Below are 22,494 nucleotides of genomic sequence, written 5' to 3'. Positions count from 1 at the left end.
TCATTTGCTGATGATTCTGCTCCATTCGTAGGTCTTGCTTTCCTTCGCGTCCTTGTCGCCCGCCTCCTGTATGCTGACTCCGACACGCGCCGGATCAAACCCCTCGGGCACGCGAATGTTGCCCTCCAGACGCTGAAAATGCTTGAACTTGAAAGGCAGACCATCCGCGCCCGTTCCGGCCAGGGAGGCATGATCCAGCGTTTGCGGCGCGCCACCCAGATGGCCTTCCACGCTCAGGCTCACCCTGCCAGTGGCAACCTTATCACCTTTGTCCATATTGGTTAACACCAGTTTGTAGTGATATTGCTGCGCCTCCCCCGTTGCGGACAATTGCAGTCCCTGTATGCGCAGTCCACTGCCATGTTTGGTGGATGCCACGATACCGCGGTAAAACTCCAGCTCCTCCCTGAGTTCCGAAATTTCATCCTGCAGTTCGCGGAAGTGCTTTTGCACGTCCTGCACGGCTTCCTTATCGACCTGCGCGCTGCGTTCCAGTATCGCAATCTGTTCGCGCAGGGTCTGATTCTCGGTCTGCAAATCGATCTGCGGCCCCAGGGCCGGCGGCGATGCGTTTTTATACACTTGGCCGAGTTTCATCCGGTCATACACATAGTGCCAATGACTGTAATCGAGCACCATCCAGCTCAAAAGGATGATCAGCATGCCGCCCAGCACCGCGACCACACCCTGCTTGACGAACGACGGTCGGCGTTGAACGATGAGCCTGGATTTTATGTTCATGCAGTAATAGCGTGTTCCGGCTTCAGATTCAGGGCACCAGTGCCGGGACGGCCAATCCGCGTATCTCCGGCAAACCGAACATCAGGTTCATATTCTGCACGGCCTGTCCCGCAGCACCCTTGACCAGATTGTCGATGACCGAAAGTATCACCACTTTCTGGCCGTCATGGGGCCGGTGAACCGCGATCCGGCACACGTTGACACCGCGCACCGAGCGGGTCTCCGGATGTGATCCCGCAGGCATGACATCGACGAATGGTTCATCCGAGTATCTGCGCGCGTAGAGGAATTGCAAATCCGTGCCCGTCTTGTTTAGCTCGGCATACAGCGTGGCATGAATGCCCCGCAACATCGGCACGAGGTGCGGCACAAAAATCAGATCCACCGGCTGACCAGCCAGGATCGCCAGATTCTGGATGATTTCCGGCTGGTGCCGGTGTCCGGGCACGCCGTAGGCATGAAAATTATCCCCGGCCTCAGTGTAGAGCTTATATATCTCGGCATCGCGCCCGGCGCCGCTCACGCCGGACTTGGCATCTGCAATCAGGCGCTTGAGATCCACGATACCGGCCTCGATGAGCGGCAGCAATCCCAGCGTCACCGCCGTGACATAACAACCGGGGTTGGCGATCAGCCGCGCCTGTTTTATCCGTTCCCGGTTCATCTCCGGCAGGCCATAGACGGCCTCCGCCAGCAATTCCGGGCAGGCATGCGGCTGGCCGTACCAACGCTGCCACATTGTCTTATCCTGCAGTCGGAAATCGGCCGCCAGGTCGATCACCCTGATACCCGCGGCAAGCAGGGCTGGCACCTGGGTCATGGCCGTGCCATTGGGCGTGGCAAAAAAAACCAGATCGCAGCCCCTCAGGTCCGCCTGCTCCGGCGGCACATAGCGCAGATCCGTGTAGCCACGCAGGCCGGGGAACAGATCGGCCACCGGCGTGCCCACCTCCTGCCGCGAGGTCACCACCTGCAAGCGGACATCCGGATGGCTACACAAGAGGCGCAGCAATTCCACGCCTGTGTAGCCCGTACCGCCAACGATGCCGACGCGTATCACGACTTCAATCCTCAGCTTGACCGGCCATGCGTGTTGGAAAGTGGCGTACTATACCCTCGTTTGTTCACCGCCAAAGCAAAAAAAAGCGGCCGCAGCCGCTTTTAAGATGCAAAGAATCGTTATTATTAGACGTCGCGCCTTGTGGCACGACCAAATAAGCTTAATGATTACACGCAAATATGTCAATAATAATTTACTTATAAAGCAATTGGTTATAGATGATACTTAAATTTTAATATTAGATCATGAACGTAACTTTAAATATAATACTACTAATGGTTGAGTATGGGGCTCGCAGACGCAATCTGTATTCGGCCTTTGGTCTAACGCGTTGACTCCCGCAAGAGATCTGTTGATGCCGATAAAACGTCAAGCGGTTTTAATTTTCTGTGCGCTCGCAGTGATTTCGGTGACGGCATGGCTGTGGTTCAGCAAACCGGGATTGCAGGCGGCGCCAGCCATCAGTTTCAACGCCATCGACGGCCACCAGATTTCGCTTCGTCAATTCACCGGCAAGCCGGTCCTGGTTAATTTCTGGGCCACGAGTTGCCCGGGCTGCGTCAAGGAGATGCCGGCGCTGGCAGCCTTGCACCAGGAATTAGCCGCCCGGGGCTTCATCATCATCGGCGTGGCAATGGCCTACGATCCGCCCGACCAGGTGCTGCGCATGGTAAAGGAAAAACAAATCCCCTACACCATCGCGCTGGACACCTCTGGTGAGATCGCCCGTGACTTCGACAACGTGATGCTGACGCCCACCAGCTTCCTGATCGCCCCTGATGGCCACGTAGCAAAGCACGTGGTTGGAGAACTCGACATCGACAGCGTACGGCGTCAAGTGCAAACCTGGCTGGGTTCCTGAACAAACAGCATGGTCTGGGTCAAAGCCTTCCACATCATCTTCATGGTCACCTGGTTCGCGGGGTTGTTTTACCTGCCGCGTCTGTTCGTCTATCACGCCATGAGCAGGGATGGGATCAGCCTCGCGCGTTTCAAGATCATGGAACGCAAATTGTTCAATGGCATCATGACGCCGGGCGGCGTGTTTACAATTTTTTTCGGCTGCTGGTTATTACTGGGCGGCAACACCGTCACTTATCTGCACAGCGGCTGGATGCAGATCAAGCTCGCACTGGTCGGAGTATTGATTGCTTACCACCTGTATCTGGGCAGGCTCATGCTGGACTTCAAACATGACCGCAACCGGCATGGTCATGTGTTCTACCGCTGGCTCAATGAGTTCCCCGTGCTGGTCTTGATCGCAGTGGTGATTCTGGTGGAAGTGCAGCCGACCTGAGATCGGATCAAACTTCGACCATTTCGAAGTCCTCCTTGCGCGCGCCGCAGTCCGGACAACTCCAGTTCGGCGGCACTTCCTCCCAGCGCGTTCCCGGAGGGATGCCATCCTGCGGCCAGCCTTTTTCCTCGTCATAGATAAATCCGCAGACAATGCACATGTATTTTTTATATTGCATGAGTGTTACCTTTGTTCGATGCGATGATTCCTTTACAGCATAACTGAATTCCGCAAATGTCTGCACCCCGTCCCATCCATCGTGTACTCTCGATTGGCGGCCATGATCCCACTGGCGGGGCGGGCCTGCAGGCGGATATCGAGGCCATTTCCGCCCAGCACTGCCGCGCCTTCACGCTGGTAACCGCCTTAACCGCGCAGAACACCCAGAAATTTTTTGACATGATACCGGTGGATGCAACGGACTTCTTGCGCCAGGCAGGCCGCCTTCTCGCCGACATCCCCATGCATGCCTGCAAGATCGGACTGATACCGGACGTCTCGATCGCCAAGGCACTTGCCTCCTTGTTTACTGGCCATCTGGCGGGTTGTCCGGTGGTGCTCGATCCCGTCCTTGCCTCCGGTGGCGGCCACGTCACCGCCGATCTCCCGACACGGGAGGCGATCCTGAAACTGCTACCGCATGTCGCTGTCCTGACGCCCAATAGTGAAGAGGCGCGAAAGCTGACCGGTGAGAAAGAATTGCCGCGTGCGGCGGAGGCATTGCGCCGGCGCGGCTGCATGCACGTGCTCATCACCGGCACCCATGAGGATACCCCGCAGGTGTTGAACACCTTGTATAACGACACCGGCGCGCATACCTTTGCCTGCGAACGATTGCCGCATATCTATCATGGTTCGGGATGTACACTCGCCTCCGCCCTCGCCGCCCATCTGGCCTTGGGCGTACCCGTGCCTAACGCGACACAACGGGCGCTGGATTACACCTGGAACACATTAAAAAATGCGCAACACGTGGGCCAGGGCCAGTGGCATCCATTGCGCCTGTTGATTTGAATACGGTCATGTCCACTGACACGCCCCTCCCGGAACGCGGGCTGTATGTCATCACGCCGGAGTCGGCGGCGGGCGACGCAGCTCTCATTGATCAAGTGCGGCAGGCCTTGGCCGGCGGCGCGGTGATGGTGCAATACCGCGCCAAGAAACGGGCCTCCATCGAGGAGGCGCGAAGACTGCGGCAACTGTGCGCGGATAGCAATGTGCATTTGATCATCAACGATGATCCGGAACTGGCCCTTGCCGCCGGGGCTGCTGGTGTGCATCTCGGCAGAGATGACACATCCGTGGCGCGCGCGCGGCAAATCCTGGGACCGCAGGCCATCATCGGCGTCTCCTGCTATAACCGAATTGATCGGTTGCGGGCTGCGGCGGCGACAGAAGCGGATTATGCCGCAATGGGTTGTTTCTTCACCTCTACCACCAAACCCGACGCTCTGCCCGCCACCCCGGAATTATTGCGACAGGCCCGCGCGGAGTCGGCGCTGCCTGTGGTTGCCATCGGCGGGGTCACGCCGGAAAATGGTGGCACACTGATCGCCGCCGGCGCGCATTGGCTCGCCGCCAGCAGCGGTGTCTTTGAAAGCAAGGACATCGCGGGCACTGTACGCCGGTATCAGGCGCTGTTTCGTCAATCATCACCGAAAGGGGGCGCATGAGCCGCTCACAAGCGCTGTTTGCCGAAGCCCAACGCTACATTGTCGGCGGCGTGAATTCTCCGGTGCGCGCCTTCCAACACGTCGGCGGTGATCCGGTGTATTTCCAGCGCGGTGAAGGCGCTTGTCTCATCGACGCAGACGGACGCCGCTACGTGGATTACGTCGGCTCCTGGGGTCCAATGATTGTCGGACACGCCCATCCGAAGGTGATCGCCGCCGTGCAGCGCGCCGCAGCCGATGGCCTGGGCTTCGGTGCACCGACCGAGATCGAAACCCGGCTGGCGCGGAAAATCTGCGAGGCCATGCCCTCCATCGAACGCCTGCGCATGGTGAACTCCGGCACGGAGGCGGTCATGAGCGCCATTCGTCTGGCGCGCGGATACACAAAACGGGAGCGCATCGTCAAGTTCGAAGGCTGCTATCACGGCCATGCCGATTCGCTGCTGGTGAAGGCGGGCTCGGGTGCGCTCACGTTCGGCGTACCCACCTCGCCGGGCGTACCCCGGTCGCTTGCGGAACTGACTCTGGCCCTGACTTACAACGATATCGATGAGGCGCGCGAAGTCTTCTCCCGCGTGGGTGATCAGATCGCCGCGGTCATCGTTGAGCCGATCGCCGGCAACATGAACTGTGTCCCACCCTCGCCGGGCTTTTTGCAGGGCCTGCGGGAACTTTGCGACCGTCACGGAGCACTTTTGATCCTGGATGAAGTCATGACCGGCTTCCGTGTGGCCTACAACGGCGCGCAGTCCCTCTACGGCATCCGCCCCGACCTTACAGTCCTTGGCAAGATCATCGGCGGCGGTCTACCGGTCGGCGCCTTCGGTGGCCACAGGGAAATCATGGAACAGCTGGCGCCGCTGGGCCCGGTCTACCAGGCCGGCACGTTGTCCGGCAATCCAGTGGCGATGGCCGCCGGCCTCGCCACTCTGGAGGTGGTAGCGGAACCGGGATTCCACGACCGGCTGGGCGCGGCAACGGCAAAGCTGATCGAGGGATTGCGCTCGGAAGCGCGCGCGGCGGACGTGCCGTTCACCACCAATCACGTCGCCGGCATGTTCGGCCTGTTTTTCACCGATCAGGCGCAAGTCTCCCGCTTTGCGCAGGTCATGAAATGCGACGTCGAATTTTTCAAACGTTTCTTCCATGCCATGTTGGCGCGGGGAGTTTATCTCGCGCCCTCGGCATTCGAGGCGGGATTTGTGTCCGGCGCGCACGGCGGACGCGAACTGGACCAGACACTGACCGCCGCACGTGACGCCCTTCGTGGCTTGCGGACATGATCGCCCGGCGGACTCTATTGCTGTTATCAGTGTTCATCGCCACGCTGGGACTCGCGCCGGCGGTGGTATGGGCCGATCAAAACGATCCGCAGCTGCCGGCGCTGTTTGCGCAGTTGAAGGCCGCGCCGGATCAATCGAGCGCGCTGGAGATTCAGGATGAGATTTGGAAAATCTGGTATACCTACAAAAATCGCCGCCTCCAGGATTTACTGGTCGAGGCTTCCGAGGCCATGGAAGACGGCGATCAAGACCACGCCCTGGAACTCGCCAATCGAGTCATCGAGGAGGCCCCGCAATTCGCCGAAGCCTGGAATCTGCGCGCCACCCTCTACTACGACATGGGCAGCTATCTCGCCTCGCTGTCCGACATCGAGCAGACGCTCAAACTCGAGCCCCGTCATTTCGGCGCGCTGGCGGGCCGCGGCCTGTGCTATCTGGCGCTGGATGAGGAGGATAAGGCGCTGGCTGCGTTTGAGGCGGCTCTCAAACTGCACCCATGGATGCCCTCGGCACGGACAAACGCGGAACTACTGCGCCGATCCTCTCACTCACAGACTCGCGAGCAGACGATCTAGAACCCCTCGGTGGACGTGAACAGGCCCACGCGCAAGTCCTTGCCGTGGTAGATCACGCGGCCATCGACGGCCATGGTGGCATCGCCGATGCCCATGACCAGCCTGCGCAGGATGACGCGCTTCATGTCGACGCGGTAGGACACCAGCTTGTTCGCGGGCGTGACCTGGCCGGTGAATTCCACCTCGCCGCAGCCTAGCGCCCGTCCGTGTCCCGGCCCGCCCTGCCAAGCCAGAAAAAAACCGATCAGCTGCCACATGGCGTCCAGACCCAGGCAGCCGGGCATTACCGGATCACCGGTGAAGTGGCAGTCGAAAAACCACAGCTTGGACTGCACATCCAGCTCGGCCAGGATCAGGCCTTTGTCATACTTGCCGCCGTCCGTGGTGATGGAGGTGATGCGATCGAACATCAGGAGCGGCGGCAACGGCAATTGGGCGTTGCCGGGCCCGAACATGATGCCGTTGGCGCAGTTCAGCAGTTCCTCATGGGTGTAGGACGACTGTCGGGCTAGATGAGTGGTACGGCGGTTCATGGGGCTGCCAGACTACGGGAGCTACCGGATGAAGGCAACACCGCATCGGTCTTTCAGGATTTTGTTTCGATTTCCGGCGTCAAGTCAGATCGCCGCGGATGGCCTTGATGAACATCTTGCGCATGGCCCGTGAACCCGCCGGCCGCGGGTTGCCGCCGGTGGACGGATCGTGCACCGCCATCGGCACCAACCGATCGAGATCGCCTTCCCTGACGCCGAGATCGGCGAGCGTGTGCGGAATACCAATCTCCCTGCGCAGTTCCAGCACCCAATTCAACGCCGCTTTGAACCCCGGGCGCTTCAGATCGAGATAGCGCGCCAGGCGCGTGAGTTTGTCCTTGATCATGGGACGGTTAAACAGCAATACATACGGCATGACCACACCGTTGGTTTCGCCATGATGGGAGTTGTAGATTGCCCCTACCGGATGACTGAGGGAATGGATGGCGCCCAGCCCCTTCTGGAAGGCGGTGGCACCCATGCTCGCCGCCGCCAGCATATGGGCGCGCGCCACCAGATTGCCGCCATCCTTGACGGCCACCGGTAGCCAGTCCTTGATGAGGCGCATGGCCTCCACCGCGATGCCATCCGCCAGCGGATGAAAGCCGGGGGCGCAATAGGCTTCCAGATTGTGCGCCAGCGCATCCATGCCGGTGGCGGCGGTGATGCGCGGCGGCAGGCCAACGGTCAGTTCCGGATCGGAAATGACGATGGCCGGCATCATCTTCGGATGGAAGATGATTTTCTTGGTGTGCGTGGTTTCGTCCAGGATCACCGAGGCGCGACCGACCTCGGAGCCGGTGCCTGCGGTGGTCGGCACCGCGATCGTCTGCACCATGCCGGCGACATTGACGCGCGTGTACCAGTCCTCGCGATCCTCGAAGTCCCACAGCGGCCGTGTCTGACCGACCATGAGCGCGATGGTCTTGCCCACGTCAATGGCGCTGCCGCCGCCGAAGGCGATGACGCCGTCGCAGCTGCTGTTCCTGAATAACGCCACGCCCTCGTCGACGTTTCTGCCGACCGGGTTGGACTGAATGTCGGGGAACACATTGTCGCCCAATCCCGAATTTCTTAATGAAAGCAGCGCGCCTTCAATCATAGGCAGTTTGCGCAGCCCGGGATCAGTCACCAGGAGCGGCCGTTTCATGCCCAGTTCCCTGCATGCCGCCGGCAATTCAACGATGCGCCCCACGCCGAAACGCACCGAGGTCGGATAATTCCAGTTGCGAGTCAGTGTTTTTGGATCGATGTCCATAAATTATGAATGCGCGCGCAGCAGCTTAAAAACCATTTCAGACAGCGACGCGGAGGTGGTATGACTTGGGCCGCGTCAATTGTTCATAACCGACGCGCGACAGCGTGCAGCCGCGCCCTGAATCCTTGACGCCGGTCCAGGCCAGCGCCGGATCCAGGTAATCGCAGCGATTCATGAACCAGGTGCCGGTCTCCACACGGTCGCCGATTGAGAGCGCCGCCTCCGGATCCGATGTCCAGATCGCGGCAGTCAGGCCATAGGCGCTGTCGTTCATGAGCTTGATGGCTTCCTCGTCGCTTTTCACCTTCATGATGCCGATGACCGGCGCGAAGCTCTCCTCGATCATGAGCCGCATGGAGTGATCCACATTGACCAGCACCTGTGGCGCCATGTAGGACGTGCCTTCCCGGTCGGCGGGAAATTCCCCCGCATCGACCAGCGATCGGGCGCCGGCGGCGACGGCCTCACGCACCTGTGCGCGTGCGAAGTCGGCCGCACGTGCGCGCACCATGGGCCCGAGGTTGATATTTGGATCCAAGGGGTTGCCCAAGCGGTACTCGCGTGTCAGTTTGACGAATCCGCCGACAAAAGCATCGTAAATTCTCTCGTGCGCATAGATGCGCTCGATGCCGCAGCACGACTGTCCGGAGTTGAAGAAGGCGCCGTCCACGAGATTCTCCACGGCGTGCGCCAGATTGGCATCGGGGCGCACATAGGCAGGGTCCTTACCGCCCAACTCCAGGCCCAGGCCGATAAAACGATTCGCGGCCGCTTGCTGAACGGCATGACCGCCGGCGACCGAGCCGGTGAAACAGACAAAATCAACCTGTGGTCCGCCGATCATTTTCTCGATCTGTCCATGGCCACAATGCACGAACTGGAACACGCCTTCCGGAAGTTCGGCCTCCCGGAAGCACTCCGCGAAACGTTCCGCGCAGAGTGGCGTCTGTGCCGAGTGTTTGAGGATCACGGCGTTGCCCGCCATGATCGCCGGCACCACCGAGTTCACCGACGTGAGATAGGGATAGTTCCACGGCGCGATGGTCAGTACCACGCCCACCGGTTCGCGGCGCACGAAACGGCGGAATCCCTCCTTCGGTCCCGCGTCGATGTCGGCGAGCGCCTCGACGGCGATGGTGATCATGTGACGCGAACGCTCCTCGAAGCCACGCACCTCGCCCGGCGACTGGCTGACCGGCCGGCCCATCTGCCAGGAAATCTCTTCCGCGATTTGGGCCTTTTTCGCGACAAAGACATCGACAAAGCGCGTCAGGATTGCCGCCCGCCCGGCCATCGGCACATGCCTCCATTTCACCTGCGCCGCCCGGGCACGCTCCAGGATCTTCTGGATTTCAGCATCGGTCGCCAGCCTGCGTTCCACGTAAACGCGGCCGTCCACGGGCGAAATGGTTTGCTGGACTTCGGTCATGGGCCGCAAATCAGATGATTTCGAAATAGCGCTGCAGTTCCCAATCGGTGATCGCCTTGCGGAATTGCCGCTCCTCCCACTCGCGGGTGGCGGCATAATGCTCCACGAAGGCGTCGCCAAACCATTCGCGCGCCATCTTCGAACCCTTCAGCCGTTGCGCCGCGTCCCACAGCGTCGCGGGCAGCGACCACTTGGCGGGAAATCTCTGTTCATACGCGTTGCCGGTCACCGGCTCGACGAGTTCGGCCTTGTGCTCGATGCCCCAGAGACCGGAGGCCAGCGCCGCCGCCAGACCGAGATAGGGATTGGCGTCGGCGGCGGCGATCCGGTATTCGACGCGCTGGGCCTTCTCCGAACCCGAGATGACGCGCAAGGCGCAGGTGCGGTTTTCGGCCCCCCAGGTGGCATGTGTCGGCGCCCAGAACCCCGGCACCAGGCGGGTAAAGGAGTTCACCGTCGCGGCCACCATCGACAGCAATTCCGGCAGCAGCTGCTGCTGGCCGGCAAGAAAATACCGCATGAGCTTGCTCATGCCGTGCGGTCCCTTCGGGTCGTGGAACAGTGGTTTGCGCGAGCGACTCTTCAATGACACGTGGATGTGGCCGCTCTGTCCGGGCCAGTCCGGCGACCACTTGGCCATGAACGTCGCCATGCGGCCGCGGCGCTGGGCATGAATCTTGATGAAGGTCTTGAACAGCGCCGCCTTGTCGGCGGCCTCCAACCCCTCATCGACGGCGATGGCCGCCTCCAGAACACCCGGCCCCGTCTCTTCGTGCAGCCCTTCCAGCTGGAAACGCATCTTCTCGCAGAGATCGATGGTCTCCAGATAATGTTCCGAATGCACGGAATTGCGGATGACGGAATACCCGAAGAATCCCGGCGCCATCGGCTTCAAGTTGCGATAGTGCTTCGCGCGCACGGAATCGGGCGTCTCGTCGAAAACAAAGTATTCGTATTCGAAGCCGGCATAGGGTTCATAGCCCATCTTGCGGCCCCGTTCGATGACCCGCCGCAGCACACCGCGCGGGCAGATCGCCTCGCCGCCGTCCATGAACTCGCCCAGGAACAGCAGCATCCCCGGTTCAGAGGGTATGTCGCGGCAGGTCGCCGGCAGCAACCGCACCGGCGCGTCGGGGTAGCCTGTGTGCCAGCCGGTGAATTTTACGTTGTCGTAGAGTTGATCGGCGGAATCCCATCCCAACACTACGTCGCAGAATCCAAACCCCTTGTCCAGGGCGCCGAAGAACTTGTCGCGGGCCATGTATTTGCCGCGCAGGATGCCGTCCATGTCGAAGACGCCGACCTTGACATGAGTCAATCGGCGCTCATCGACGATCTTCTTGGCATCCGCCACAGTTCTCACATCTGATGGTTTCATAGGCTTGCTCCGTTTCTCGTGCCGCGACCGCCCGCTTTTTGTCTTGTCATTATGAGAAAAAACGGCCGGTGATGGCGCACCGGCCGTCGGGTTACTTCTTCCTGTCCCGCTACTACACTACCGCCGGGCAAAATCTCCGGTAATCTCTATCTGCCGCCGCGATGCCTGACCGCAAACTCTTCCTCGGGAGAGTACACCAGCGTCTTGCGTCCGTACACGGCGAAATAAAGGATGCCGCACCCATACCAGATGGCGGTGCCGATCACCGCTTGTTGGTAAACCGGATCCTGCAACTGCATGTAGAGAGTGACGGCGGCGATGATGAGCGTCGCCAGGGCGCCGGTCCTTCCCAAGGGGCTTACATAGGGCCTGTTGATATTCGGAAAGTTATTTTTAAGGATGATGTAGGACAGTGCCTGCATGAAATAGGAAATCATGGCACCAAAGACGGCCATGTTGAGCAACGTGCCGCCGATGATGGCGCCGCTGTCTGCCCCTTTCCAGTAGAAGATCACCAGCATCAGGGTAAAGCCCATCACCGCGCCGGTAATCAATGCCACGTGTGGCACCTTGTGGCGGCCGTGGGTGACTGACAACCAGTGCGGGAAGTAACCGGCGCGCGATAGCGAGTAGATCTGCCGGCCGAAGGCGAAGATGATGGTATGAAAGCTCGCGATCAATCCGACCACCGCGATCAGGGACAGCAGATTGGCTGCCTGCCGGCCGTAGAGGACGCGGAAACCATCCAGCAGCGGTTCACCGGAAGTGCCGAGGAAAAAGGCGCCCGTCTTGCTGCCGTCTTCCGCCTGCACGGGAATGCCGGAGTTCAGGAACAGCACCAAAAAAGCGCAGATGATGAGCGTGGCTATGCCGTAGAGCAACCCCTTGGGCATGTCGCGTTTGGGATCGTGAGACTCCTCGGCCGCCAGTGGCAATTCCTCAATGGCGAGATAAAACCAGACCGCGAACGGCAGCGCCGCCAGCACGCCATTCCAACCGAAGGGCATGAACGGTCCGTGGCCATCGGGCAACTCCACCCATGCCCCGTCCGCGCCGACGCCGATGTTGAGCGCCCAACGTGAGAAATCGAAATGCGGAATGGCGCTCACCCAGAAGATGGCCAGCACAGCCAGCGCCAGTATGGTCACCAACACCGACACCTTGAACGAGAGTTCCACGCCGAGCACATTCAGGCCGACGAAGACTATGTAACCCAAGAGCCACCACACCGGCGAAAAACCCGGCTCGGTGCCGAAGATGCTGCTGAGATAGGAGCCCACGAAGAATACGATCACCGCCGGGGTGACGACGTATTCGATGTTTTCCGCGAGACCGGTGACGAATCCCCCCCAAGGCCCCATGGCGGTGCGGGCGAATGAATAAGCGCCTCCCGTGTGCGGCAGCGCCGGCGACATCTCGGCGATGCTGAAACACAGACCCACGTACATGACGCCGATGATGACGGCCGCCCAGAACAAGCCGCCGAACCCCCCCGGCGCCAGCCCCAGGTTCCAGCCGGAAAATTCGCCGGAGATAACCGCACCGACACCGAGTGCCCACAGGGACCACACACGGGCATGTTTGCGCAACTGCCGTTTGGAAAAATACTCAGCCCCCGCCTCGTGATATTCGACACTACCAACTTTTTTCTTGGCCATGCCCCCCCCTTATGGAACCCCGCCGTTTCATTAGATAGACACGCCGCACACAAACAGCGTGGATGACTTCCCCCTACGAATTCAGTATGGGGGATAAATTTTGCAGTCGCAACCGCGGTTCGCGAAAAATGATTGCTGCGTTGCGAGCCGGGCGCTGATGCCAACTTTCGGTGTAGGGAACTTCAGATTAAAATCGCCGGAGATTTCTTCAAATCTGGCGATCCTCATGCTCGGAAAATCACCCTACAGGCATCCATTGATTGGGCTGACCACCTATGGACGCAATGCCGACAACCGCTACACCCTGCCCGCCGAGTATCTGGAGGCGGTGCGCCGCGCCGGCGGCGTACCGGTGCTGCTCGCGCCCGGCGAGGAGCGCTGGCGGGAGTTGATCGATGTGATCGACGCCATCATTCTGACCGGCGGTGGTGATGTCGATCCGGAACATTACAGCGGCAGAGCCCACCCATTGAACTACGCCATAGACGCTGAGCGGGACGCCGCGGAGCTGGCCATCGGGCGCCATGCCATCGACGCCGGACTGCCCACGCTCGGGATATGCCGTGGCGCGCAGATTTTGAACGTGGTGCGCGGTGGAACGCTCATTGAACATATCCCCGATGAGGTCGGGGAGAAAGTGTTGCACCGCGCGCCGCCACGCGAGCCTGTTCCGCACAGTGTCAGTGTGAAACCGGGCTCCAAACTCGCGCAGATCACCGAGGCGCTGGAATTCGAGATTGCCTCATGGCACCACCAGGCGTTGCGCGATGTCGCCTCCGGTTTCAGCGTGGTGGCGCACGCCGCGGACGGTACCGTCGAGGCGATTGAAATGCCGGAACATCCGTGGCTCATCGCCGTGCAGTGGCACCCGGAACTGACCGCCGCGACCGATTCCACGCAGCAGCGGCTATTCGACGCGATTGTGAACGCCGCCCGCGGCAATGATCTTTGAACACAAAAGCAAGCCGTTGCTTTCCCGCGCCGCCTTCGCCCGCCGCCTGCTGCTCAGCACGACGGCCGGTCTTGGCATCATCGCGTTGTCGCTGGGCGCCGGCATGTGGGGCTACCATCATTTCGAAGGCATGGGTTGGATTGACGCCTTTGCCAATGCCGCGATGATCCTGTCGGGGATGGGCCCCCTGACATCCCTGGCCACGGAGGGAGGAAAACTTTTTGCCGGTTTCTATGCGATCTACAGCGGGCTGGCGGTGGTTATCATCGCCGGCGTCATCTTTGCGCCCGTCATCCATCGGGCGCTCCACCGTTTTCACCTCGACGCCGAGAAAGGGAAATAAAGCGGACTCAAATGCCGATGGCCGGCAACGGCGTGGCTGTGCTCACAGCACCGCGTGGTGGAAGCACATTCGGACAGCGGGGATTCTCCCGATCCATGGAACGGCCGATTTCCGTGCCGAGCCAGTAGCCGAACATCGCGCCGAAGGCTGCAGCCGGTACGTTGTTACCGTCATGATCAGCGTGGTGCCGTCCCATGCGCAAACCAATCCACGTGCCCAGCGTACCGCCCACCCAGCCGCCGATACGCCCATGATCACAACCAGACGGTCGGGTCGCGGGTGGCGCCGCTTCGGGAAGCCGCCACGGCGGGAACGACGCCGCCAGCGCTGCGGCGGTGCATAACGTCATGAGGGATCCCACAACAAGCGCGCGACTTCGGTGCGACATGGTCAGTCTCCTGTCTCCAGAACTGAATTTCCGGCCAGCCTGCCCGGGACGTGTTGAACGTCCGCTTAACCGTCTTTTTCAGAACCTGAGATGGGCGCGCACGCAAGCGCCGCCCAAGTCGCTTTGAGTCACCTCCAGCCGGCCGTGATAAACCTCGCCGACCAGATCGTGCACGATCGCCAGGCCGATGCCATGTCCTTCCACCGCCGTGTCGGCGCGGTAACCGCGCTCGAAGATACGCTGCCATTCCCGGGGCGGAATGCTCGGCCCGTCGTCCTCCACCTCGATAATGAGGCCGGGGCGGGTGGCGCTTTCTCCCCCCGCCGTCCTGACGGTGATGCGTACCTGCCGCCGCGCCCATTTGCAGGCGTTATCGGCAAGGTTGCCAAGGATTTCCAATAGATCGCTTTCATCGCCAAAAAACTCCACCGGTCGCTTCATCCGGGTCTCCATCTGCAGGTGTTTGTCGGCATAGACTTTCGCCAGTGATTGCTGAACCTTCTGGAGCAGCGGCGCGACCGGCAGCGGTGCCGCCAGCGCGCGCCGGCCGGAAGCGGCCGCGCGCTGCAGCTGATAGGCCACGGTATGATCCAGGCGGCGCACCTGCTCCTTCACCGCCTGGCGCAATTCCTCCGGCGCACCTTCACCGCTGGCGGCACCGCGCAACACCGCGAGCGGGGTCTTGAAGCTGTGCGCGAGGTCGCCCAATGACCGCCGGTAGCGCTCCAGATGCGCCGCGCTGCTGCGGATCAACGCGTTGAGATTGGTCACGAGGCCGCCGAGTTCGGTGGGGTAATCGCCGCGGATCTCCGCCTGTTTTCCGTTTTCCACCCGTGTCACCTCCTCGGCCACCTGCCGCAACGGCCGCAATCCCCACCGCAGGATCAGCACCTGCATCAAAAGCAGCACGGCGGCGGCGGCGGCCAGCCAGCCACGCAAACTGCGGCGGAAGCTGCTCAATTGATCTTCATAGCTGGCGGCGGTCTCCGCCACCTGAACAATGTAGTTGTGCGGGGCGCCTTTGCCCGCCTCCCAGCGCACCTTGAAGGCGAGTTCGAACAGCGGTGTGCCGTCCGCGGCATTGGCCTCATAAAACGAAAACATGCCGGGCTTGCCGACGGTGGTCGGCGGCAGGCCGTTCCCCAGCAGCGAATTGGAACGCCATACCGGGGTGCCGTCATCCCGCGATAGTTGGGCATACAGACCGGAACCGGGCGTGGACAGGCGCGGGTCGGGCAGGGTCACAGGCATCACGCGTTTGTCCGGCTTGTCGAACGAGGCGGCGGAAAGCAGCATGTATACCTGCGTCTGCAGGCGGTCGCGCATGGCCGTCAACGCGCTTTCGCGAAAGGCCTGATCGAGGGCAAGGCCGGTGAGACTCAGGAAACCGGCCACGACAATGGTCGCGGCGGCAAGCAGACGGGCATAAAGCGAACGCATTTTGTCCGCCCGGTGGGGAATTTCTAACTACGCGGCAGACGCAACAGATACCCGCGGCCGCGCAATGTCTCTATGGGATTCAGGGATTTGTCGGGATCGATCTTCTTGCGCAGGCGACCAATGATGACCTCAAGCACGTTGGAGTCGCGATCAGTGTCCTCCTCGTACACATGCTCGGCCAGCGTGGTTTTGGACACCACTTCGCCGGCATGCAACATCAGATATTCGATGATTTTGTATTCGAAGGCCGTGAGCTCGACCGACGCGCCGTTCACACGCAGTTGTTGCGCGCCGGTATTCAACACCAGCGGCCCGCAGGTCAGCGCGGATTCGGTCCAGCCCGCCGCGCGGCGCACCAGCGCCCGCAAGCGCGCGGTCAATTCCTCGAATTCAAACGGCTTGACCAGGTAATCGTCCGCACCGATCTCAAGCCCCTCGACCTTGTCCTGCCAGCGGCTGCGTGCGGTCAGGATCAAGACGGGGAAGCGACGATCAGCCTTGCGCCAGCGCCGGATCACCTCCACACCGGTGATGTCCGGCAGGCCGATGTCGACTATCGCCACGTCGACGGGATATTCAGTGCCCATGAAACAGCCGTCGTTGCCGTTGGGGGCCGCGTCCACGGCATAGCCTTGGGCACGCAGATGGGCGGTGATCTGTTCGCGCAACGGCGCCTCGTCTTCAATCAACAGCACGCGCATTTATTTTTTGCCCCTGGCCGGCACCGGTACCTTCGTGACACTGCCGTCCTTTTTCAACACCTTCACCTGGTAGACCGGCCCGCCCGCGCCTTCACCCCATTCCACGCCCAGCACCCGGCCGCCGGTCTGCTTGCCGGCAATGGCGGCGGCTTCATCCGGACTCACCGCCCCCTGGGCCAGCAACAACGGCACCGCCGATGTTCCAGTCATCAGACAGGACACCGCCAAGAGGATGAAAAAAACAAACGCTCTGCGCATGGCATTCATCCTAGCATGACCGCATGAATGCGTACTGAACTCCGCGAACCCCGTCTCAGCTGTTGATCGGTGGCACGGGGCGATCATGGGTCAAGGCGGGGATCATGCGACGAACCTCATCGACGCGGGCACCGTCCACGCCCGCGCTGATGAAACACGGCCCATCGCCGGCATCGGCCAGCACCTCGCCCCAAGGGTCCACGATCAGCGAATGGCCAAAGGTGGCGCGGCCCCAGCGACGCACGCCGCACTGCGCCGGCGCGAAGACATAGCTTCCCGTCTCGATGGCCCGCGCCCGGACAAGCGCATGCCAGTGCGCCTGGCCGGTGGTGAGTGTGAAGGCGGCGGGAATGGACAGGAACATGGCCCCGGCCTGCGCCAGGCGGCGGTATAGATACGCGAAGCGCACATCGTAGCAGACGCTCATGCCGATTTTACCCCACGGCGTGGCCGCCACGACCGCTTTATCGCCGGCCTCCACGGTCGCGGACTCGCGGTAACTCTCCCCCGTCTTGAGACTCACATCGAAGAGATGCAGTTTGTCGTAGCGCGCCACAATCCCGCCCCGGTCATCCAGCAGGTAGGAGCGGTTGTTCATGTGCCCGCTCGGGAGTTTGATGGCGAGTGATCCCAGCAGCAACCAGACCTTGAGCTCACCGGCCAGACCGCGAAAATGTTTCAGTGCCGGATGATCCTCCTCGGCTAATGCGTTTTCCAGCAACTGCCCATCACTGGGAGCTAGATAAGAAAAGTGTTCCGGCAGACAGACGAGTGCGGCGCCTGCACCCGCGGCCGCGCGCGTCAGCACCGTGACCTGCTCGATGTTCTTTCCGAGATCATCATCGGCGCAGTTTTGCACACAGGCAACCTTGAATGTGGAAGACATGACGCGCCTCGCGGCTTATAAAAGTATTCGCTCCGAGAGCAGCACGCCGTCCTCATCGGCGTAAACGTGCGCGCCGGGGGCAAAGGTGACGCCGGCAAAGGTCACCGGAACATTGCGCTCCCCGGCGCCTTTTTTCACGCTCTTTCTGGGGTTCGTATTGAGGGCCTTGACGCCGATGTTGATCCGACCGATCTCCGCAGAGTCGCGGATGCAGCCGTGCACGATGATCCCCGCCCAGCCGTTTTTTTTCGCCAGCAACGCCAGCTGATCGCCGACCAGGGCGCAGCGCAGCGAACCGCCGCCATCCACCACCAGCACGCGGCCTTTTCCAGGCTCTTCCAGCGCGGCGCGCACCAGTGAATTGTCCTCGAACACCTTCACCGTGGCGGCGGGTCCGTGGAAACATGCCGCGCCGCCGTAATCGCGAAACAGCGGTTCCGCCACGCGCACTTCCTTCTCGTGGGCGTCGTACAAATCCGGCGTGGTAAAGTTCATCGGAATTCCATGGAGCTCATGCGCGGTAGAATTCCGGACGCCGGTCGCGCAGCAGGTGATTGCGCGGTGTCAGCCATTTGTTCTCCGCCAAATGCATGTCCAGTGTGGACGTATAAACTTCCTCCCGCGCCGCCGGTGCGCGATGCAGCAGCCCGCCGTTGGGCGCCACGATCTGGCTGCGGCCGGTGAATTTGAGCAGGCCGTGCGGCCGCCGATCCACGCCGATCCGATTGGCGGTGACGGCGAAAACGCCATTTTCAAGACAGCGGGACAGCATGGTCTGCTGACAGTAGGCCAGCACCAGATTGGCGGGATGGCAGAGCACCTGCGCGCCACGCAGCGTCAGCGTGCGCGCGACCTCCGGGAAGGCCCAGTCGAAGCAGACCATCATGCCGATCTTGCAGTCGTCGACGGATTGCACGGAGAGATCGATGTCGCCAGGATCGAAACAAGATTTCTCATCCTTGAACAGATGCAGCTTGCGGTAGACATGCCGCAGCCCCCGGGGTCCGATCAAGAGCGCGCTGTTGAACACCTTGTCGCGCCGTCGTTCGGCGAACCCGGTGACGATATGCATGCGTTTCTGTTTGCAAAGCCTTGTCAGCGCCGCCACCGTGTCGGAATCGCGCGGATCCTCGGCCAGCGCCAGCGCCTCCTTCCGATTACGGAAATGATAGCCGGTAAACGGCAGTTCCGGCAGCACGATGAGATCGGCCCGCACATCGCGCAGCGCGCGCACGACCCGCCCCAGATTATCACGCACGCGGCCGAAGCGCGGCCTGCATTGAAAATACCCCGTCTTTAATTCGTTATTTTTTCTTGGCACGGTTCTTCGCGGGGCGTTTCCAGCTCCGCACGCTGCGCTGCCCGGCGCGGCTGATCGTCAATTGCCGCGGCGGCGCGTCGCGGGTCAGCGTCGTGCCCGCGCCCAGCGTCGCGCCGTCGCCCACCCTAACCGGCGCGACCAGTTGCGTGCCGGAACCGATGAAAACGTCGTTGCCGATGATCGTCCTGTGCTTGTTTGCGCCGTCGTAATTACAGGTGATGGTGCCGGCGCCGACGTTGCAATCGTGCCCGATCTCGGTGTCGCCGACGTAACTCAAGTGATTCACCTTTGATCTTTTCCCGATGCGGGATTTTTTCACCTCCACGAAATTGCCGACCTGGGCGTCCTCCGCGAGCGCGGTCTCCGGACGCAGCCGCGCAAAGGGACCGACGCGCGCGCCCCTGCCGATGATCGCGCCGTCGATGACGCAATTCGGCAGGAGGACGGCGTCATCCTCGATGCGGGCATCGCGGATGACGTTATTGGCCTCAATGCGGACGTTGTTGCCCAGGCTGACCCTGCCTTCCAGCACCACGTTGATGTCGATGAATACGTCCTGGCCCACCTCCAGCTCGCCGCGCAGATCAAAGCGCGCCGGATCGGCGATGGTCACGCCCTGCTGCATCAGGTGCTGCGCCTGCACTATCTGATAGTAGCGTTCCAGTTCCGCCAGTTGCACGCGATCATTGACGCCCATGACTTCGTAAACCGAATCGGGCGATATGGTCGCCACCGGCGCGCCCTCCTTCACCGCCATGGCGATGATGTCGGTGAGATAGTATTCGCGCTGGCTGTTGCGATTCTCGAGCCGAGAGACCCAGCGCTCCAGATCGGCGCGGGGCAGGGCCATCATGCCGGTGTTCACCTCCCGTATGGCGCGCTGCGTCTCATCGGCGTCCCGCTCCTCCATGATGGCTGTGACGCCGCCCTTTTTGTCACGCAGGATGCGGCCGTAACCGGAGGGGTCGTTCAAGGTTGCGGTCAGCAATCCGACGCCGCGATCGCCCGCGGCGTCCACCAGCCGCGCCAAGGTGTGGGCCGTGATCAACGGTACGTCGCCGTACAGGATCAGGACGGTATCGCCGGGCTTGAGTTGCGGCAGGACCTGGCGGACGGCGTGGCCGGTGCCGAGTTGTTGCCGCTGTTCAATCCATTGCGCCTTGAGCGCAGCCAGCGACTCCCGCACCCGCTCACCGCCGTGTCCGTGGACGATGAATATGCGGGCACGCGGCAGTTGCGCGGCGCTGTGATAAACGTGCTCGAGCAGCGGCCGGCCGGCCAGGGCGTGCAGCGCCTTCGGCAGGCGCGAGTGCATGCGTTTGCCCTGGCCCGCCGCAAGGATGACGACGCTCAAGCCCATAAGAAACCGCTGCTGAGAATGGACCCGACCCGGTGGAAAAAGCGGTGGTTAAACATCAACCCTATTGTACGCGCAAGCGTGAAGGCGGAAAATCCGCCGGCACACAGGGCTCAACTTCTTTTGTACTTGCGGAATTTCTGTATGGCCTGCAATTGCGCGGCCAGAATTGATAGCTCGGCCTGCACGGTGGCAATTTCCTGCCTGTCCTTGGCGGTGCGCAGCGATTCCTCGGCCGCCTTCTTGGCCTCCTGGGCCTTGGCCTCATCCAGATCACGGCCGCGGATGGCGGTATCGGCAAGCACGGTGATGTAGTGCGGCTGCACTTCCAGGATGCCGCCCTTGACGAACACCAGTTCCTTGTCGCCATCCTCCTTCTCGATCTCCACCGTGCCGGGACGGATGCGGGTGATGAGCGGCGCATGCTGGGGGAGGATACCCAGTTCGCCCGCCTCGCCCGGCAGCACGACGAATTTCGCCGGACCGGAGAAGATGGACTCCTCCGCGCTCACCACGTCGACGTGTATGCCTGCCATTTGGATGTGCCTTCTTCGTTCGGCTCCGGTTATTGAAGCTTCTTCGCCTTCTCAATCGCCTCTTCAATACCGCCGACCATGTAGAAGGCCTGTTCGGGCAGTTGATCCAGTTCGCCGTTGACGATCATCTTGAAACCCTTGATGGTGTCCTTGAGCGACACGTACTTGCCCGGCGTGCCGGTGAAGTTCTGTGCCACCGTGAACGGCTGCGAGAGGAAACGCTGGATCTTGCGGGCGCGGGCCACGGCCTGCTTGTCCTCGGGCGACAGTTCGTCCATGCCCAGAATGGCGATGATGTCGCGCAATTCCTTATAGCGTTGCAGCACCGCCTGCACCGCGCGCGTGGTGTTGTAGTGTTCCTCGCCGATCGTGTTCGGATCGACCTGGCGCGAGGTGGAATCGAGCGGATCCACCGCCGGATAAATGCCGAGTGAGGCGATGTCGCGCGACAGCACCACGGTCGCATCCAGGTGAGCAAAGGTGGTCGCGGGGCTTGGATCGGTCAAGTCGTCGGCGGGCACGTAGATCGCCTGCACCGAGGTGATCGAGCCGGTCTTCGTGGAGACGATGCGCTCCTGCAGTCTGCCCATCTCCTCGGCCAATGTCGGTTGATAGCCCACCGCGGAGGGCATGCGGCCGAGCAGCGCCGAGACCTCGACACCGGCCAGCGTGTAACGGTAGATATTGTCAACGAAGAACAGGATGTCGCGACCTTCGTCGCGGAAGGCCTCGGCCATGGTCAACCCCGACAGCGCAACGCGCAGACGGTTGCCGGGCGGCTCGTTCATCTGGCCGAACACCATCGCCACCTTGGACTCCTTCAGATCGTCCAGCTTGATGACGCCGGCCTCCGACATTTCGTGGTAGAAGTCGTTGCCCTCGCGGGTGCGTTCGCCGACGCCGGCGAACACCGACAGGCCCGAATGCTCCTTGGCGATGTTGTTGATGAGCTCCAGCATGTTCACGGTCTTGCCGACGCCGGCGCCGCCGAACAGGCCGATCTTGCCGCCCTTGGCGAACGGGCAGATGAGATCGATGACCTTGATGCCGGTCTCCAGCAACTCGACGGACGGCGACAATTCCTTGAACTCGGGCGCCGCCTGGTGGATCGAGCGCCGTTCGTCGGTCTTGACCGGACCGCGCTCGTCGATCGGGCGACCGAGCACGTCCATGATGCGGCCCAGCGTGCCGTGGCCGACCGGCACGGAGATCGGCGCGCCGCTGTTGGTGACCTTCATGCCGCGGCGCAGACCGTCGGAGGAGCCCATGGCGATGGTGCGCACCACGCCGTCGCCGAGTTGCTGCTGCACCTCGAAGGTGAGTCCCAACTCGGCGAAGGACGCCTCGTCGCTTTTGTCCAGCGTCAGCGCGTCATAGATGTTGGGCATGTGCTCGCGCGGAAACTGGATGTCCACGACCGCGCCGAT

The 22,494-nt window shown here is 61.5% G+C and carries 26 protein-coding genes; 8 read left to right on the top strand and 18 right to left on the bottom strand.

From position 1 onward, the window contains the following. Positions 1–741 carry a DUF6776 family protein gene (locus tag VMH34_09755; GenBank protein ID HTT09060.1) on the bottom strand — a complete coding sequence of 247 codons (741 nt, stop codon included), beginning with the start codon at positions 739–741 and terminating at the stop codon, positions 1–3. Positions 742–769: 28 nt separating this feature from the next. Next, positions 770–1,801 carry an N-acetyl-gamma-glutamyl-phosphate reductase gene (gene argC / locus VMH34_09750; protein HTT09059.1) on the bottom strand — a complete coding sequence of 344 codons (1,032 nt, stop codon included), beginning with the start codon at positions 1,799–1,801 and terminating at the stop codon, positions 770–772. A 355-nt stretch (positions 1,802–2,156) separates the two neighbouring features. Here argC and VMH34_09745 point away from each other — a divergent pair, with 355 nt between their 5' ends. Then, positions 2,157–2,663 carry a TlpA disulfide reductase family protein gene (locus tag VMH34_09745; GenBank protein HTT09058.1) on the top strand — a complete coding sequence of 169 codons (507 nt, stop codon included), beginning with the start codon at positions 2,157–2,159 and terminating at the stop codon, positions 2,661–2,663. Positions 2,664–2,672: 9 nt separating this feature from the next. Continuing rightward, the gene (gene hemJ, locus VMH34_09740; GenBank protein ID HTT09057.1) at positions 2,673–3,098 is read left to right on the top strand and encodes a protoporphyrinogen oxidase HemJ; all 426 of its coding nucleotides are present in this window, start codon (positions 2,673–2,675) and stop codon (positions 3,096–3,098) included. A 7-nt stretch (positions 3,099–3,105) separates the two neighbouring features. Here the strand turns inward: hemJ and VMH34_09735 are convergent, their stop codons facing one another. After that, the gene (locus tag VMH34_09735) at positions 3,106–3,276 is read right to left on the bottom strand and encodes a rubredoxin (GenBank protein HTT09056.1); all 171 of its coding nucleotides are present in this window, start codon (positions 3,274–3,276) and stop codon (positions 3,106–3,108) included. 56 nt (positions 3,277–3,332) lie between these two features. Between VMH34_09735 and VMH34_09730 the strand changes: the two genes are divergently transcribed. The 4 genes from VMH34_09730 to VMH34_09715 are packed head-to-tail and all read left to right on the top strand — an operon-like array spanning position 3,333 to position 6,629. Continuing rightward, entirely contained in the window at positions 3,333–4,112 is a 780-nt protein-coding gene (locus tag VMH34_09730) for a hydroxymethylpyrimidine/phosphomethylpyrimidine kinase (GenBank protein HTT09055.1), read from the top strand. 8 nt (positions 4,113–4,120) lie between these two features. Beyond that, a complete protein-coding gene (gene thiE / locus VMH34_09725; GenBank protein HTT09054.1) occupies positions 4,121–4,771 on the top strand; it encodes a thiamine phosphate synthase in 651 nt (216 codons plus the stop codon). Beyond that, a complete protein-coding gene (hemL, locus tag VMH34_09720) occupies positions 4,768–6,054 on the top strand; it encodes a glutamate-1-semialdehyde 2,1-aminomutase (GenBank protein HTT09053.1) in 1,287 nt (428 codons plus the stop codon). Before thiE ends, hemL begins: the two co-directional genes overlap by 4 nt. Next, positions 6,051–6,629, top strand: coding sequence for a tetratricopeptide repeat protein (locus VMH34_09715; protein HTT09052.1), 579 nt, complete (start codon positions 6,051–6,053; stop codon positions 6,627–6,629). Before hemL ends, VMH34_09715 begins: the two co-directional genes overlap by 4 nt. On the opposite strand, the gene fabA is transcribed toward VMH34_09715, so the two are convergent. The 5 genes from fabA to VMH34_09690 all read right to left on the bottom strand — a co-directional run bounded on the left by fabA (position 6,626) and on the right by VMH34_09690 (position 12,885). Continuing rightward, positions 6,626–7,162: a 3-hydroxyacyl-[acyl-carrier-protein] dehydratase FabA gene (gene fabA / locus VMH34_09710; protein ID HTT09051.1), complete on the bottom strand. Its 537-nt coding sequence runs from the start codon at positions 7,160–7,162 to the stop codon at positions 6,626–6,628. The genes VMH34_09715 and fabA overlap by 4 nt on opposite strands. A gap of 79 nt (positions 7,163–7,241) precedes the next feature. After that, positions 7,242–8,420: an iron-containing alcohol dehydrogenase gene (locus VMH34_09705; protein HTT09050.1), complete on the bottom strand. Its 1,179-nt coding sequence runs from the start codon at positions 8,418–8,420 to the stop codon at positions 7,242–7,244. Between the two features lie 37 nt (positions 8,421–8,457). Further along, positions 8,458–9,849: an aldehyde dehydrogenase family protein gene (locus tag VMH34_09700; protein HTT09049.1), complete on the bottom strand. Its 1,392-nt coding sequence runs from the start codon at positions 9,847–9,849 to the stop codon at positions 8,458–8,460. 10 nt (positions 9,850–9,859) lie between these two features. Beyond that, positions 9,860–11,227, bottom strand: coding sequence for a glutamine synthetase (locus VMH34_09695; protein ID HTT09048.1), 1,368 nt, complete (start codon positions 11,225–11,227; stop codon positions 9,860–9,862). Between the two features lie 146 nt (positions 11,228–11,373). Next, complete coding sequence (locus tag VMH34_09690; GenBank protein HTT09047.1) at positions 11,374–12,885, bottom strand: amino acid permease; 1,512 nt, start codon at positions 12,883–12,885, stop codon at positions 11,374–11,376. A 226-nt stretch (positions 12,886–13,111) separates the two neighbouring features. On the opposite strand from VMH34_09690, the gene VMH34_09685 reads away from it, so the two are divergent. Beyond that, a complete protein-coding gene (locus VMH34_09685; GenBank protein HTT09046.1) occupies positions 13,112–13,837 on the top strand; it encodes a gamma-glutamyl-gamma-aminobutyrate hydrolase family protein in 726 nt (241 codons plus the stop codon). Continuing rightward, complete coding sequence (locus VMH34_09680) at positions 13,827–14,180, top strand: hypothetical protein (protein HTT09045.1); 354 nt, start codon at positions 13,827–13,829, stop codon at positions 14,178–14,180. Before VMH34_09685 ends, VMH34_09680 begins: the two co-directional genes overlap by 11 nt. A 7-nt stretch (positions 14,181–14,187) precedes the next feature. On the opposite strand, the gene VMH34_09675 is transcribed toward VMH34_09680, so the two are convergent. From VMH34_09675 to atpD, 10 genes are all read right to left on the bottom strand, one after another. After that, positions 14,188–14,568, bottom strand: coding sequence for a hypothetical protein (locus tag VMH34_09675; protein ID HTT09044.1), 381 nt, complete (start codon positions 14,566–14,568; stop codon positions 14,188–14,190). A 78-nt stretch (positions 14,569–14,646) separates the two neighbouring features. Then, positions 14,647–16,008, bottom strand: coding sequence for an ATP-binding protein (locus VMH34_09670; GenBank protein HTT09043.1), 1,362 nt, complete (start codon positions 16,006–16,008; stop codon positions 14,647–14,649). 23 nt (positions 16,009–16,031) lie between these two features. Beyond that, a complete protein-coding gene (locus tag VMH34_09665; GenBank protein ID HTT09042.1) occupies positions 16,032–16,709 on the bottom strand; it encodes a response regulator transcription factor in 678 nt (225 codons plus the stop codon). Further along, entirely contained in the window at positions 16,710–16,967 is a 258-nt protein-coding gene (locus VMH34_09660; GenBank protein HTT09041.1) for a PepSY domain-containing protein, read from the bottom strand. 55 nt (positions 16,968–17,022) lie between these two features. Next, positions 17,023–17,853: a carbon-nitrogen hydrolase family protein gene (locus VMH34_09655; GenBank protein HTT09040.1), complete on the bottom strand. Its 831-nt coding sequence runs from the start codon at positions 17,851–17,853 to the stop codon at positions 17,023–17,025. A 15-nt stretch (positions 17,854–17,868) separates the two neighbouring features. Next, positions 17,869–18,348, bottom strand: coding sequence for a ribonuclease E activity regulator RraA (gene rraA / locus VMH34_09650; protein HTT09039.1), 480 nt, complete (start codon positions 18,346–18,348; stop codon positions 17,869–17,871). Between the two features lie 16 nt (positions 18,349–18,364). Next, complete coding sequence (locus VMH34_09645) at positions 18,365–19,174, bottom strand: nitrilase-related carbon-nitrogen hydrolase (GenBank protein HTT09038.1); 810 nt, start codon at positions 19,172–19,174, stop codon at positions 18,365–18,367. Continuing rightward, complete coding sequence (gene glmU / locus VMH34_09640) at positions 19,158–20,534, bottom strand: bifunctional UDP-N-acetylglucosamine diphosphorylase/glucosamine-1-phosphate N-acetyltransferase GlmU (protein ID HTT09037.1); 1,377 nt, start codon at positions 20,532–20,534, stop codon at positions 19,158–19,160. The genes VMH34_09645 and glmU overlap by 17 nt, the downstream gene beginning before the upstream one ends. A 110-nt stretch (positions 20,535–20,644) precedes the next feature. Then, positions 20,645–21,067 (bottom strand): F0F1 ATP synthase subunit epsilon, encoded by a 423-nt coding sequence (locus VMH34_09635; GenBank protein ID HTT09036.1) that lies wholly within the window; start codon positions 21,065–21,067, stop codon positions 20,645–20,647. Positions 21,068–21,096: 29 nt separating this feature from the next. Beyond that, positions 21,097–22,494 (bottom strand): F0F1 ATP synthase subunit beta (gene atpD / locus VMH34_09630; protein HTT09035.1); only part of this gene is annotated, 1,398 nt, incomplete at its 5' end.

The organism is Gammaproteobacteria bacterium (genome assembly GCA_035501935.1).
Classification (GTDB): domain Bacteria; phylum Pseudomonadota; class Gammaproteobacteria; order JAJPIJ01; family JAJPIJ01; genus JAJPIJ01.
Note: the sequence above shows the minus strand (reverse complement) of the source record. Positions and strands in the feature narration are given on the sequence as shown.

Coding starts and splice junctions, on each gene's coding strand:
- VMH34_09755 (HTT09060.1), bottom strand. CDS start 741: ATGAACATAAAATCCAGGCTCATCGTTCAACGCCGACCGTCGTTCGTC.
- VMH34_09745 (HTT09058.1), top strand. CDS start 2,157: ATGCCGATAAAACGTCAAGCGGTTTTAATTTTCTGTGCGCTCGCAGTG.
- hemJ (HTT09057.1), top strand. CDS start 2,673: ATGGTCTGGGTCAAAGCCTTCCACATCATCTTCATGGTCACCTGGTTC.
- VMH34_09735 (HTT09056.1), bottom strand. CDS start 3,276: ATGCAATATAAAAAATACATGTGCATTGTCTGCGGATTTATCTATGAC.
- VMH34_09730 (HTT09055.1), top strand. CDS start 3,333: ATGTCTGCACCCCGTCCCATCCATCGTGTACTCTCGATTGGCGGCCAT.
- thiE (HTT09054.1), top strand. CDS start 4,121: ATGTCCACTGACACGCCCCTCCCGGAACGCGGGCTGTATGTCATCACG.
- hemL (HTT09053.1), top strand. CDS start 4,768: ATGAGCCGCTCACAAGCGCTGTTTGCCGAAGCCCAACGCTACATTGTC.
- VMH34_09715 (HTT09052.1), top strand. CDS start 6,051: ATGATCGCCCGGCGGACTCTATTGCTGTTATCAGTGTTCATCGCCACG.
- fabA (HTT09051.1), bottom strand. CDS start 7,162: ATGAACCGCCGTACCACTCATCTAGCCCGACAGTCGTCCTACACCCAT.
- VMH34_09705 (HTT09050.1), bottom strand. CDS start 8,420: ATGGACATCGATCCAAAAACACTGACTCGCAACTGGAATTATCCGACC.
- VMH34_09700 (HTT09049.1), bottom strand. CDS start 9,849: ATGACCGAAGTCCAGCAAACCATTTCGCCCGTGGACGGCCGCGTTTAC.
- VMH34_09695 (HTT09048.1), bottom strand. CDS start 11,227: ATGAAACCATCAGATGTGAGAACTGTGGCGGATGCCAAGAAGATCGTC.
- VMH34_09690 (HTT09047.1), bottom strand. CDS start 12,885: ATGGCCAAGAAAAAAGTTGGTAGTGTCGAATATCACGAGGCGGGGGCT.
- VMH34_09685 (HTT09046.1), top strand. CDS start 13,112: ATGCTCGGAAAATCACCCTACAGGCATCCATTGATTGGGCTGACCACC.
- VMH34_09680 (HTT09045.1), top strand. CDS start 13,827: ATGATCTTTGAACACAAAAGCAAGCCGTTGCTTTCCCGCGCCGCCTTC.
- VMH34_09675 (HTT09044.1), bottom strand. CDS start 14,568: ATGTCGCACCGAAGTCGCGCGCTTGTTGTGGGATCCCTCATGACGTTA.
- VMH34_09670 (HTT09043.1), bottom strand. CDS start 16,008: ATGCGTTCGCTTTATGCCCGTCTGCTTGCCGCCGCGACCATTGTCGTG.
- VMH34_09665 (HTT09042.1), bottom strand. CDS start 16,709: ATGCGCGTGCTGTTGATTGAAGACGAGGCGCCGTTGCGCGAACAGATC.
- VMH34_09660 (HTT09041.1), bottom strand. CDS start 16,967: ATGCGCAGAGCGTTTGTTTTTTTCATCCTCTTGGCGGTGTCCTGTCTG.
- VMH34_09655 (HTT09040.1), bottom strand. CDS start 17,853: ATGTCTTCCACATTCAAGGTTGCCTGTGTGCAAAACTGCGCCGATGAT.
- rraA (HTT09039.1), bottom strand. CDS start 18,348: ATGAACTTTACCACGCCGGATTTGTACGACGCCCACGAGAAGGAAGTG.
- glmU (HTT09037.1), bottom strand. CDS start 20,534: ATGGGCTTGAGCGTCGTCATCCTTGCGGCGGGCCAGGGCAAACGCATG.
- VMH34_09635 (HTT09036.1), bottom strand. CDS start 21,067: ATGGCAGGCATACACGTCGACGTGGTGAGCGCGGAGGAGTCCATCTTC.